The organism is Pseudoroseicyclus sp. CXY001 (assembly GCF_041714655.1).
Lineage (GTDB): Bacteria > Pseudomonadota > Alphaproteobacteria > Rhodobacterales > Rhodobacteraceae > Pseudoroseicyclus_A.
This window is the reverse complement of the sequence record NZ_CP168219.1, coordinates 3,026,240-3,038,309: the sequence shown is the minus strand read 5'-3', so window position 1 is coordinate 3,038,309 and position 12,070 is coordinate 3,026,240. Positions and strand designations below refer to the sequence as shown.

General features: G+C 72.1%; 12 protein-coding genes. 1 reads left to right on the top strand and 11 read right to left on the bottom strand.

The window, feature by feature from the left end; translation table 11 throughout:
- Positions 1–27: 27 nt before the first annotated feature.
- The 9 genes from ACAZ03_RS14845 to ACAZ03_RS14805 all read right to left on the bottom strand — a co-directional run bounded on the left by ACAZ03_RS14845 (position 28) and on the right by ACAZ03_RS14805 (position 8,450).
- Positions 28–867, bottom strand: a complete 840-nt coding sequence (locus tag ACAZ03_RS14845; protein WP_373354806.1) for an SMP-30/gluconolactonase/LRE family protein — start codon at positions 865–867, stop codon at positions 28–30.
- The gene (locus tag ACAZ03_RS14840; protein ID WP_373354804.1) at positions 864–1,466 is read right to left on the bottom strand and encodes a 2-dehydro-3-deoxy-6-phosphogalactonate aldolase; all 603 of its coding nucleotides are present in this window, start codon (positions 1,464–1,466) and stop codon (positions 864–866) included. Before ACAZ03_RS14840 ends, ACAZ03_RS14845 begins: the two co-directional genes overlap by 4 nt.
- Positions 1,467–1,755: 289 nt before the next feature.
- Positions 1,756–2,661, bottom strand: a complete 906-nt coding sequence (locus tag ACAZ03_RS14835) for a 2-dehydro-3-deoxygalactonokinase (protein ID WP_373354802.1) — start codon at positions 2,659–2,661, stop codon at positions 1,756–1,758.
- 73 nt (positions 2,662–2,734) lie between these two features.
- The gene (locus ACAZ03_RS14830; protein WP_373354801.1) at positions 2,735–3,499 is read right to left on the bottom strand and encodes an SDR family NAD(P)-dependent oxidoreductase; all 765 of its coding nucleotides are present in this window, start codon (positions 3,497–3,499) and stop codon (positions 2,735–2,737) included.
- 96 nt (positions 3,500–3,595) lie between these two features.
- On the bottom strand, positions 3,596–4,645 hold the full coding sequence (locus ACAZ03_RS14825) for an acetate/propionate family kinase (protein ID WP_373354799.1): 1,050 nt from the start codon (positions 4,643–4,645) through the stop codon (positions 3,596–3,598).
- Positions 4,642–5,568, bottom strand: a complete 927-nt coding sequence (locus ACAZ03_RS14820) for a phosphate acyltransferase (RefSeq protein WP_373354797.1) — start codon at positions 5,566–5,568, stop codon at positions 4,642–4,644. The genes ACAZ03_RS14825 and ACAZ03_RS14820 overlap by 4 nt, the downstream gene beginning before the upstream one ends.
- A 68-nt stretch (positions 5,569–5,636) precedes the next feature.
- The gene (locus tag ACAZ03_RS14815) at positions 5,637–6,377 is read right to left on the bottom strand and encodes a sulfite exporter TauE/SafE family protein (protein ID WP_373354795.1); all 741 of its coding nucleotides are present in this window, start codon (positions 6,375–6,377) and stop codon (positions 5,637–5,639) included.
- A gap of 505 nt (positions 6,378–6,882) precedes the next feature.
- Positions 6,883–7,038 carry a hypothetical protein gene (locus ACAZ03_RS14810; protein WP_373354794.1) on the bottom strand — a complete coding sequence of 52 codons (156 nt, stop codon included), beginning with the start codon at positions 7,036–7,038 and terminating at the stop codon, positions 6,883–6,885.
- Positions 7,039–7,076: 38 nt separating this feature from the next.
- Positions 7,077–8,450 (bottom strand): aspartate aminotransferase family protein, encoded by a 1,374-nt coding sequence (locus ACAZ03_RS14805; RefSeq protein ID WP_373354792.1) that lies wholly within the window; start codon positions 8,448–8,450, stop codon positions 7,077–7,079.
- Positions 8,451–8,563: 113 nt separating this feature from the next.
- Here ACAZ03_RS14805 and ACAZ03_RS14800 point away from each other — a divergent pair, with 113 nt between their 5' ends.
- A complete protein-coding gene (locus ACAZ03_RS14800; protein WP_373354791.1) occupies positions 8,564–9,124 on the top strand; it encodes a hemerythrin domain-containing protein in 561 nt (186 codons plus the stop codon).
- 279 nt (positions 9,125–9,403) lie between these two features.
- Here the strand turns inward: ACAZ03_RS14800 and ACAZ03_RS14795 are convergent, their stop codons facing one another.
- Both ACAZ03_RS14795 and ACAZ03_RS14790 read right to left on the bottom strand, forming a co-directional pair.
- Positions 9,404–11,494, bottom strand: coding sequence for a von Willebrand factor type A domain-containing protein (locus ACAZ03_RS14795; protein WP_373354789.1), 2,091 nt, complete (start codon positions 11,492–11,494; stop codon positions 9,404–9,406).
- Entirely contained in the window at positions 11,491–12,027 is a 537-nt protein-coding gene (locus ACAZ03_RS14790) for an RNA polymerase sigma factor (RefSeq protein ID WP_373354788.1), read from the bottom strand. Before ACAZ03_RS14790 ends, ACAZ03_RS14795 begins: the two co-directional genes overlap by 4 nt.
- Positions 12,028–12,070: the final 43 nt, after the last annotated feature.

Here is a 12,070-nt window from a genome sequence, read left to right as displayed (position 1 = left end):
TCTGCGAAGACTTTTCGGGCGCGGCGCCTAGAGGATCACCCTGTGCTCGGCCTGGCCGCGGGTCTCCACCTCGATGGCGAAGGTGCGGCCGGAGGACGGGGCCGCGGCGATGGCATCCTGGCTGAGCCCGGCGGCGGCGGAGGTGACGTGGAGCGTCTTGAAGTCCGGCCCGCCGAAGGCCGGGCAGGTGGTCTGCGCGGCGGGGAAGTCATGGGCGGTCAGGAAGGCGCCATCCGCCCCGTGCACCGCCACGCGCCCGGAGCCCCATTGGGCGGTCCAGAAGGTGCCGTCCTCGGCGATCACGGCGCCGTCGGGGCTGTGGCCGGTGCTGGCGAAGTCGATGAAGACCTCGGGGTCGGAGGCGGGCCAGCCCTCGCTGTCCAGCCGGACGCGCCAGACCTTGTTCTGCGTCGTGTCGGCGAAGAAGGCGGTGGTGCCGTCCGGGCTGAAGCAGGTGGCATTGGGGATCGTGATGCCGGGGAAGAGCTGGCGAAGCTCGCCTCGGTAGTAGCGGTAGATCGCGCCGGCCCTAGGCTCGGCGCCGAGCCCCATCGTGCCGATCCAGAACCCGCCCTGCGGATCGGCGCGGCCGTCGTTGCTGCGGGTGCCCGGATTGTCGGCCTCGAGGGGCGCGACATCCTCCGGCACGCCGGTGCCGAGCGGGAAGCGCACGAGCGCGCGGGAGGTGGCGACGAGCAGCGTCTCTTCGTCGATCCAGCCGGCGGCGGAGATGAAATCCTCGAAATCCCAGGAGCGGACGGCGGAATGGAGCCGGCGGGCGAGGATGTCGACCCAGAAGAGCTCGCCGCGGATCGGGTGCCAGAGCGGGCCCTCGCCGAGGAGGCAGTTGGTGCTGTTGAAGATCATGCGAGGACCTCGTCATAGGCTTGGGTGATGGCGCGGGCGCGGGCGGCGACCTCGGCGGCGGGGAGGCCGGGCGCATAGAGCGCCGTGCCGATGCCGAAGCCGGTGGCCCCCGCCTGCACCCAGGCGGCGAAATTGGCGGGGCTGGCACCGCCGACCGCATAGACCGGCGTCGCCGGGGGCAGGACGGCGCGGAGCGCCTTGAGCCCCGCCGGCCCGGCCAGCTCGGCGGGGAAGAGCTTGAGGCCGGAGGCGCCGGCGGCGAGGGCCGCGAAAGCCTCCGTGGGGGTGAAGGCGCCGGGCCAGGAGGCGAGGCCGAGCGCCCGCGTGGCCTTGATGACGGCCGGATCGGTGTTGGGCGAGACGATGAGCTTTCCGCCGGCCTCGGCGACGCGGGCCACCTCCTCCGGGGTGAGGACGGTGCCGGCGCCGATCTCCGCCTCGGCGCCGAAGGCACGGGCAAGGGCGGTGATGGAGGCGAGGGGCTCCGGCGAATTCAGCGGCACCTCGATGCGGGTGATGCCGGCCTCGATCAGCACGGCGCCGACGGGCTCGGCCTCTTGCGGCGTGAGGCCGCGGAGGATGGCGATGATCTCTCTCACGGGCGGGCGCGCCCGGCGGAGAGGGCGGATCCGGGGGGCTGTCTGCCCCCCGTCGCCTCTGGCGACTCCCCCCGAGGATGCCCGGGAGCAAAGACATGGGGGGCGAGGAGGCGGGTGGCACTCGTTAGGCCCGAGGGGCGGCCGGGCCTTGAGGAGAGCGGGTCCCTCCCTGGTCTTTGCTCCGGAAAAATCCTCGGGGGGAGTCGGCCCTGAGGGGCCGACGGGGGGCAGACAGCCCCCCGGCTCCCGCGTCGGACCGGGCCGCCGGTCGACAGGTGGGCGTCCGCACTCACGTCCGGCCCTCCATCATCCGCCGGGCGGCGACGAGGCCGGCGAGGGTCATCGGCCCGCTCTCGGCGAGGCGGGTGGGCACGGCCTGGGCGGCAAGGGCCTCTGCATAGAGGCCGGCGAGGGGACCCTCGCCGATGATCGCCACCTCGCGGCCGAGCCACCAGGGGCGGGCGGCGGCGAGTTCGGCGCCGATGAGAAGGCCCGAGAGCCGGGCGCGGGCGGCGCCGGGCGCAAGGCCGGTGAGGAGCCCCTCGGCGCGGATCGAGAAGAGCCGGGCGGCGAGCTGCTCGGGGCGCGAGAGCGTGGCGTCTAATGCCTCGGCGAAGGCGGGCTGGTCCCAGCCGTCGGGCCCGGGCGAGGGCGAGAGGCTGTGGCGGAGCACGGTATGGGCGCCGAGGGCAGCGAAGAGCTCTCCCGTCAGGAAGGTGCGGAAGGAGACGACCTCGCCGGCGCTGACCTCCACCCATTTGCTGTGGCTGCCGGGCAGGCAGACGACACCGTCCCAGCCCGGATTGGCGGTGAGCCAGCCGGCGATGCTCGTCTCCTCTCCGCGCATGACGTCGGGCGGGCTGGCCTGCGAGAGGCCGGGGATGATGCGGACGGGCGGGCCGCCAGAGGGGCCGCCCGATGGGGCCGAGGTGAGGCCGGGGCCGAGGGGCGGGCAGGGGAGCGGGCGATAGGGCGCCTCCACCCAGCCCTGCCGGGCGCCGACCATGCCGCAGGCGAGCACCAGGGCCGCCTCCCAGCCGGCGGAAAGACGGGCGAGGGCGGGCGCGAAACCGGCTGGGGCGAGGCCCCCCATGCCGTCCTCGGAGCTGCGGGCCTCGATGAGCTCATCCTCGGCGGAGAGGTGCCAGAGGCGCAGGCGCGAGGTGCCCCAGTCGGCGGCGATCCAGGGGCTCATGCGGCGGCCCTCCGGCCGGGCCGCCTGGCGCGGCCCCGCCCGGGTGCGGCCCCGCGAAGGAGGCGGCGCCCGCTCATGCGTTGATCACCACGCCGCCGTCGACCACCAGGACCTGCCCGGCGATGGCGGCGCTCGCTTCGGAGGCGAGGAAGAGCGTCGGGCCGACGAGGTGCTCCGCCTCGATCAGGAGCGGCAGCGCCTGGCGCGAGATGTGGTTCTCGATCCCCTCCTCCGTCAGCCAGAGCTCTTTCTGGCGCTCGGTCACCACGAGCCCCGGCGCGATGGCGTTGACGCGGATGCCGTCCCGCCCCCAGGCGCGGGCGAGCGAGCGGGTCATGCCGGTCACCCCGGCCTTGGCGGCGGTATAGGGCGCGATCTCGGGCGCGCCGAGCGCATGGGCGATCGAGGCGTAGTTGACGATCCGGCCGCCTCCGGCCTCCCGCATTTGCCGGGCCGCGGCCTGGGCGGCGAAGAACTGCGCCTTGAGGTTGATGGAGAGCGACCAGTCCCAGAAGTCTTCGTCCACCGCGTCGGGATCCGCGCGCTGGTCGTTGGCGGCGTTGTTGACGAGCACCTTGAGCGGCCCGTGTGCCTCGGCCGCCGCTGCCAGCGCGCCGGTCAGGGCGGTGTTGTCGGTGACATCGGCCTTCAGGAACAGCGGCCGGGCGCCGGTCTCTTCCCCCATCCGGTCGGCGAAGTCGTCCGACGGGAGGATATCGCAGAAGGCGACGCGGGCGCCCTGGCGGAGGAAGCCCTCGACCAGCGCCGCGCCGATGCCGCTGCCGCCGCCGGTGATGAAGACCGGGGCGCCCGCCAGATCGGGATATTTCGGGGACATGTCGGCTCCTCCTCGGGCGGCACGTTAGGGCGGGGGCGGGGCGGGAGGCAAGCGGCGGCGGCGGACAGACCGGTCTGTCTGGGCCCCGGGCGCCGCTCAGCCGAGCAGCCGCGCGGTGTCGCGGGCGATCTGGCGCTCTTCCTCCGCCGGAAGGACATGGGCAGGCAGCGGCCCGAGGAAGGCCAGCCCGGCGGTGATGGCCTCGCGCACCGGGGCCGCATGCTCGCCGATGCCGCCGGTGAAGACCAGGGCATCGACGCCGCCCATGGCGGCGATGGCGGCGCCGGCGTGGCTGATGGCGGCGTGGCAGAAGAGCGCGACGGCGAAGCGCGCCTCGGCATCGTCCCTGGCGAGGAGCCGCTCCATGTCGCTGGTGCCGGCGAGGCCGCGCAGGCCGCTTTGCCGCATCAGGATGTCGCCGGCGGCCTCGATGCCCTCCTCCTCGGCCAGGCGAAGGACGAGCGCGGCGTCGATGTCGCCGACACGGGTGCCCATGACGAGGCCGCTCAGCGGCGAATAGCCCATCGAGCTGGCGACCGACTGCCCGCCCCGGATGGCGCAGAGCGAGGCGCCATTGCCGAGGTGGAAGGCGAGAAGCCGCTCGGGCAGCGGGTCGAGCCGCGCCACGATCGAGGCATAGGAGAGCCCGTGAAAGCCGTAGCGACGCAGGCCTCGGGCGCGAAGCGGCTCCGGCAGGGCATAGGCGGTGGCGACGTCGGATTGGCTGGCATGGAAGGCGGTGTCGAAGCTGGCGGTCTGGGGGAGGCCCGGTGCGAGGCGGCCGAGCGCCTCGATCCCGGCGAGGTTGGCCGGGTTGTGGAGCGGCGCGAGCGGGATGGCGGCGCGGATCTCCTCGACGAGATCGGGGGTGACGCGGGCGGCCTGCCGCCGCGCGCCGCCATGGACGACACGGTGGCCGGCGGCGGTGAGCCGCTCCGGCGGGTGGCCGGCTTCCGCGAGGGCCTTCAGCACCATGGCGAGCGCGGCCTCATGATCGGGCGCCGCGGCGGGGCGCGTCTCGGCGCCGATCCGCAGCTCGCCCGCCCCGCCGATCTCGCGGACGGAGAGGGCGAGCACCGAGGCGAGCCCCTCGCCGAAAAGCTCCGCCTTTAGGGAGGACGAGCCGGCATTGAGGACGAGGATCATGGCGCCATGATCGCGCCGAGCGCCGCCGAGGCGAGCCGCGCCGGCGCCGTCTGGGCGCGCGAGGTGAGCAGCACCGGCACCTTGAGGCCGAGGACGATCCCCGCGGCGCAGCAGCCCATCCCCAGCACCATCAGTTTGAAAAGCGCATTGCCGGAGGTGATGTTGGGCACGACCATGATGTCGGCATCGCCGGCGATGCGGCTGGTCACGCCCTTGGCGCTGGCCGCCGCCTCCGAAAAGATCAGGTCGAGCGCCAGCGGGCCCTCGACGATGGCATCCGGCAGTGCCTCCCTCGCCCAGTCGGCGATGGCGCGCGCTTCCATCGTGTTGGGGACGGAGGGGATCGGGTCCTCCGTCGGGGCGAGGATGCCGGCCTTGGGATGCGCGACGCCGAGCCTTTGGGCGAGCGCGACGGCCTGCGCGAGGCAGGCCTGCCGGGTCGCGACATCGGGGTCGACGTTGAGCGCGGCATCGGTGAGCAGCAGCGGCCGGTCGGAGCCCGGCGCGGTGATGTGAAAGACATGCCCCGCCCGCGTGCCCGGCTCGCGCAGCCCGGCGGCGGAGGGCAGCAGCGCCTTGAGGAAGGTCGAGGTGTGGATCTGCCCCTTCATCACCGCATCGACCTCGCCCAGGCCGGCCAGCCGCGCCGCCTCGGGCGCGGCGCTCTCATGCGGCGCATCGATCAGGCGGAGGCCGGAGATGTCCCAGCCGATCTCCTCCGCCGTGGCGAGGATCTTCGCCCGGTCGCCGAGCAGCACCGGCTCCGCCAGCCCCTGATCCGCCGCCTCGCGGATGCCCTGCAGCGGATGCGGCGCGCCCGCATTGACCAGCGCCACGCGCGGCGCCCTGGCGCGGGCGCGGGCCCGGGCTAGAAGCGCGGCGGGCGCCTGAGGGGCGATGGGCGACAGGAAAGGGTAGGGCATCGGCATCTCCGGGGGCGGGGCGTTGCGAAAGCCTAGGGGGCGGGGCGCCGGGGCTCCACCCCCGGCGGTCAGATGACGGAGCGGACGAGGCCGAGAAGCGCGAGCCCGGCCAGAAGCCAGATGGCGAAGCGGCGGAACGAGGCCGGCGCGGTGCCGTGGAAGCGCCGCGATCCGACCCAGAGCCCGAGCGCCATGGGCGGCAGGTAGATGGCCGTGGCGAGCAGATGCTCCTCCGTCAGCCGGCCGGCGGCGATGTAGAAGGGCAGGGTCCAGATATCGAGCAGCGTGAAATAGGCGATGAGCGTGGCGCGGAAGGCGGCGGCGGCGATGGGCTGGGCTGCGAAGAACGCGGCGATGGGCAGCCCGCCGAGGGCCACGCCATTGGCGAGGCCCGAGGCGAAGCCGGCGCCGGCATGGGCCGGGGCGCCCGGGTCGCGCCGCAACTGCACCCCGGCGAGGAGCAGCCCGCACATCGCGAGGATGATGAGCGAGATCACCGCCCGCCCGGTATCGACGCCGAGCCCGGTCAGAGCCCAGGTGCCCAGAGGCACGCCGAAGGCGGCGCCGGCCAGCATCGCGGCGATGCGCCGCCAGGCGATGTGCCGCCAGATGCCGGGAAGCTGGCCGAGGGTCATCGCCATGTCGGCGAGGACGGCAATGGTGGTGAAGGCGAAGGGGTCGGTCACCAGCCCGGCGCCCGAGATGAGGAGCGCCGCGAAGCCGAAGCCCGAATAGCCGCGCACGAACGCCGCCCCGAAGGCGACGAAGGCGATCCAGAGCGCCGGGAGGAGGGTGAGGTCGAAGGGCATGGGAGTGACATGCCGGGGCCGGGGCGGGAGGTCCAGCGGGATCGTGGGGAGCTCGCGCCCGGGCCGCCCTGATGGGCGGGCTCGCGGGGGCGTAGCGTGGGTGTCCAACCCACCGTTAGCGTGACGGTGATGCGGTGCCCCGCCCGGTGCGCGCCGGAACGGCGCAGGGCGAGCGCCGGCCCGTCCCGCGGGTCGGCGCTCTGGTGAAGGCAGGCGCGACGGTGAGCGGGGGAGTGGCTGCACCATAAACCGCGATGCGGAGCCGGCGGGAGCGCCAACCCCCGGGCCGGCGCTCCCCCTGCGCGGCGATGGTGCGCAACGATTTTGCGCGGGGGAGGGCTATGTGTTGGACCTTCGCCCTATGGATTTGCGGGGCGCTTAGGCCTCCTCGGCAAGAGCCGGGGATGCGGCGCAGAACCCCACCTTACGGAGGCAGGCTCAAGGAAATCGCGCGACTTCCGTGAACGATTTTCGCGCGAAGATCGTGTGTTGCATCGTCGGCGCCCTAGTCGGCGGGTTTCTTCTCCGGCGGGGCGGCGAAGAACGCGTCGAACGAGAGGGGCGCCGGGCGGGGCTCGGTGATCTTCACCGGCTCCCAGCCATCGGGTGGCTCGTAGAGCGCATCATAGTTGATGCCGCGGCGGCGGGGCGTGTCGGTCATGGGGATCCTCCTAGCATGGCCCTCCCCGGCCCGTCACCTCACGCCACCGCGCGCGTCAGCCCCGCGTCCACCGCCGCGACGATCCTGTCGATATCGTCCCGCGTCGCGATCAGCGCCGGCGCGAAGAGGAGCACGTTGTTGAAGCCGGGGACGGAGCGGTTGGCGGCGCCGATCATCACATCCTCCGCCAGCGCCTCGGCCTGCACCTTCGCGACCAGCTTCTCGGCCAGCGGCTCGCGGGTCTCGCGGTCGGCGACAAGCTCGATGCCGGCGAAGAGGCCGAGGCCGCGGACCTCGCCGATCACCTGATGCTTCGCCTCGAGCTCGCGGAAGCGCTCCATGAGGTACTCGCCCATCGCGGCGGAATTCTCGCAGAGCCCCTCCTCCTCGATGATCTTCATGTTCTCGAGCGCCGCGACGGGCCCGGACGCGCAGCCGCCGAAGGTGGAAATGTCGCGGAAGTGGCCGAGCGGGTCGTCGGCATCCTTGAAGGCGTCGAACACCGCCTCGGTGGTGACGCAGCAGGAGATGGCGGCGTAGCCGGAGGCGACCCCCTTCGCCATGGTCACGAGATCGGGCTCCACCCCGAACTGCTGGTAGCCGAACCAGGTGCCGGTGCGGCCGAGCCCGCAGACCACCTCGTCGATATGGAGGAGAATGTCGTACTTCCGGCAGATCTCCTGCACCCGCTCCCAATAGCCCGCGGGCGGGACGATGCAGCCGCCGCCGGCGGTGACGGGCTCGAGGCAGAGCGCGCCGATCTCGTCCGGCCCCTCGCGGAGGATCACCTCCTCGATGGCATCGGCGGCCTTCACCCCGTAATCCGGGCCCTCCCACTGGGCGCGGTATTCAAGGCAATGCGGCACCTCGATGAAGCCCGGCGCGAAGGGGCCGAAGCGGGCGTTCCGCTCCTGCTGGCCGCCGGCGGAGAGGGCGCCGATGGTGGTGCCGTGGTAGTCGCGGTCGCGGTAGAGGATCTTCGATTTCTTGCCGCCATGGTGCTTGGCGGAGATGGCGCGGACCATCTTGAAGGCCTTCTCGTTCGCCTCGCTGCCGGAGTTGGCGTAGTAGACGCGGCTGAGGCCGGGCATCTTCGAGACCAGCCGCTCGGCGAATTCCGCCCCGGCGATCGTGCCGGAGGCGCCGGCGAAATAGCACATCTTCACCAGCTGGTCGCGGACGGCATCGGCGATGCGCTCGCGGCCGTAGCCGACGTTGACCGTCCAGACGCCGCCCGAGACGGCATCGAGATATTCGCGGCCCTTGATGTCCCAGACCTGCATGCCTTTGCCCTCGACGATGATGCGCGGATCGATCGTCTCGAAGGGCTTGTGCTGGATCAGGTGATGCCACACATGAGCCCTGTCCGCCGCGATCACGCTGGCGGGGTCGTTGCTGCGCAGATCGTCCATGGCGATGGGTCCTTTTCTCACCGGGCTTGCCCGAAAAGAGATGGCAGATCGCCGGAGGCTCTGCATCCGTTTTGTTGGCGGACGTGGCGCTCCGAACCGAGAGGAGGCCGAAGATGGCTGAAGATTTCACCCTGCCCGACCCGGCGACCCGCCCCGTGGCGCCGAAGCTGGAGGGCGTGACGAAGGCGCAGAAGCAGCCCGGCGAGCATCTGCGCATGATCCACGATCACCAGCGGCAGAACATGCAGATCCTGCGCAAGACGGTGGAGCGCGCGAGGGCCGGCAAGCTGCCGAAGGGCGGGGCCGCGGAGGCGCTCGACGCCTCCGGCTGGGTCCACAACCTCCGCCGCTTCGGGGCGCTCTGCGGGCAGCATTGCCAGATGGTGCACATGCATCACTCCATCGAGGATGCGCATGTCTTCCCGGCGCTGTCGGACAAGGCCGTCGCCTTCCGCGCCGTGGTGAAGCGGCTCACGGAGGAGCATGAGGCCGTCCATCACCTGCTGGTGCAATTGATCGACGAGCTGAACGCGCTGAACGCCGACCCGAGCGAGGCGAAGTTCGAGAAGGCGGCCGCCACCAATGCGAAGCTGGAAGCGTTCCTCCTCTCCCACCTCGGCTACGAGGAAGACAGCATCGGCGACGCTTTGGGGGTCTTCCGGATCGGGATCTGAGCGGGCGGCCTGTGTCGCGCATGGGTGTGAGGGAAGGTTTGTGGGGGCGCTGCCCCCACGCCCCCGGGATTTTTGGGAGCAAAGACCGGGGGAGGACGGTGCGCCGCTCCGGCAGCCGGTCTGGTTGGAGAGGGATCGGAAGGTGACCTGGCCTGCGTGGTCCAGGTTGGAGAGCTGCTTGGGGGCGCTGCCCTCACACCCCCGCGTGTATTTGAAGAAAAGCGAGAAGGGGAGCGAGGCCCTCCGGCGCCGCTCCCCCCTTGGGTTTTCCGGTGGGCGTCAGTCCGCCAGCGACTGGGCGAGGCGCATGAGCTGCAGGGCCTCGTTGCGGTAGCCGAAGGGATCGTCGCCCCGGCTCTCGGTGGCGAGCGCGATCGCCTCGTCATAGCCCCAGCTCCCGAGATAGGGGCTGTCCTTCAGGAGCTGGCCGAAGCCGGCGATGGCGGCGGCGAAGGCGGCCTCCGTCCCCGGGCGGGCCGCGCCCTCGGGCAGGGCGATGGGCGTCTCCATGAGCTGCGAGACGTCCTCGCCCGGTTCCTTCCAGCGCAGGCGCAGGAAGCCGAGTTCGCCGTCGTGCGCGGCATCTGCCTGCGGGGAATCGGCGGCGTAGCGCAGATCCTCCGTCAGGCGGGCGGGGGAGCCGACCGGTGTCACCTCGTAGATCGCGGTGACACTATGGCCGGCGCCGAGCTCGCCTGCATCCACGCGGTCGTTGGCGAAATCCTCGCGGGCGAGCGCGCGGGTCTCGTAGCCGATGAGGCGGTACTCGGCGACCTCGGCGGGGTTCCATTCCACCTGCACCTTCACGTCGCCCGCGATGGGGAAGAGCGCGCCGGTGAGCTGGTCGACCAGCACCTTCCGCGCCTCGGAGAGCGTGTCGATATAGGCGGCCTGGCCGTTGCCGTTCTGGGCGAGGGCCTGCATCGTCGCATCGTCGAGATTGCCCCGACCGAAGCCGAGGACGGAGAGGTAGATGCCGGTCTCGCGCTTGTCCGCGATGTAATCCTCGAGCGCGGAGGGGTCGGAGAGGCCGACGTTGAAATCGCCATCCGTCGCGAGGAGCACGCGGGAGACCTCGCCATCCTCCGCCATCTCGGCGGCCAGCGCATAGGCCTGCTCAAGCCCGCCCTGGCCATTGGTCGAGCCGCCGGCGCCGAGGCCGTCGAGCGCCGCCAGCACCGTGGAGCGCTCGCCGGCGGCGGTGGGCGGCAGGGCCACGCCCGCCGAGCCCGCATATTCGACGATGGCCACCTCATCCTCGGGGCGCAGCTCGGCCAGCATCAGGCGGAAGCTCTGCTTGAGGAGCGGCAGCTTGTCGGCATCGGCCATCGAGCCGGAGGTGTCGATCAGGAAGACGAGGTTGAGCGGCGGCCGGTCGGCGAGGGCCGGCATCTCGCCCTGAAGGGCGATGTGCACGAGCTCCGTGCCCTCGTTCCACGGCGTCTCGAAGACGCTGATCGTCGGGCGGAAGGGCGCCTCGCCCGGCTCCGGCGCCGCGTAGTCATAGGGGAAGTAGTTGATCATCTCCTCGATCCGCACAGCCTCCGCCGGGGGCAGGTAGCCGCCGAGGATCGAGGAGCGGATGACCGACCACGACGCGGTGTCGACATCGATGGAGAAGGTCGAGACCGGCTCCTCCGCCGCGATGCGCAGGGGATTGTCCTCGGCATTGGCGAAGGTCTCGGTGTCGGGCCCGGGCAGGACGAGCGGCGGCTCCGCGGCGATGTAGCCGGCCTCGCCGCCCGGCGCGATGCCGGCGGAGGGGGTCGGGGCGGCGAGGCGCTGGAGAGGCGCCGGGGCGTTGAGGTCGCCGCTCTCGACGAAGGCGGGGGCCTCCTCGGCCATCTCAGCCATTTCGCCGAGGACCACCGTGCCGTCGGCGGGGCCGGTGCGGAGCCTGTCATCCGGGCCGGAGAGGGGCAGCGTCTCTTCGGCGCGCGGTGCGGCCTGCATCTCGGCCTCGGGCGCGGGGAGGGAGTCGGCCATGGGCTCGGGCATCTGGTCGGGCTGGGATACCGGCCCGGGCGCAGGTTCCTGCGGGCCGAGCCCGGGCGCGCGCTGCATCAGGTCCTCGCCCATGGGGCTGAGGATGAAGATCCCGCAGGCAACGAGCGCGGTGGTGAGGCCAAGGCCGGTGCGGCCGGTCAATGTGTTCAGCATCTGTCTCATTCCTCTCAATAGGCCGCGGGGCTCGCGGTCTGAGGTGAGACGGGCATCGGGGCGCGATCCTTGGAGCACGGCGAAATTTTCCTGGGCGAGCCGCAGGTCGGCATCGCGCTTCGCCGGGTCGGGCGCCGGGGTGGCGCCCTTCATCGCGGCACGGAGCGCGTCGAGGTCGAACAGATCGTCGTCGTCGTCCTTGGAGGTCATGCGTCCTCCTCCTCTTTCCTCATCGCGCGGAGCCGCTTCTTCGCTTCGCTGACCCGCCACGAGATCGTGCCCTCGCTGACGCCCAGCACCTCCGCCGCCTCGGCATGGGTGGCCTCGTCGAGCACCAGCGCCAGCGTGTCGCGCAAATCGTCCGGCAGGCGGCGCATGGCATGGGTCAGCCAGTCGCCGCGCAGGGCATCTTCCTCCATCGCCGCCTGGCGCGAGACCTCCCAGTCGCCCCAGCCCTCGGCCGCCTTCACCCGCGTGGCCTGCCGGCGGCGGCGGTCATGGGCGGCGTTGACGGCGACCCGGTAGAGCCAGGTCGACACCCGCGCCTCGCCGCGGAAGCGGGCGAGCTTGGCGGGCAGGGCGGCGCAGATGTCCTGCGTCAGGTCCTCCGCCTCCGCCCGCGCGCCTGTGAGGCGGAAGGCGAGGGCGAAGAGCCTGTCGTAATGACGGGCGAGCAGCGCGGCGAAGGCCGCGCCATCGCCCGCAGACGCCGCCCGGGCCAGGGTCTCGTCGCTCGGTTCCATCAGCATCACGCTTGGGTAGACGCGGGCCGCGCGTCAATCCTTG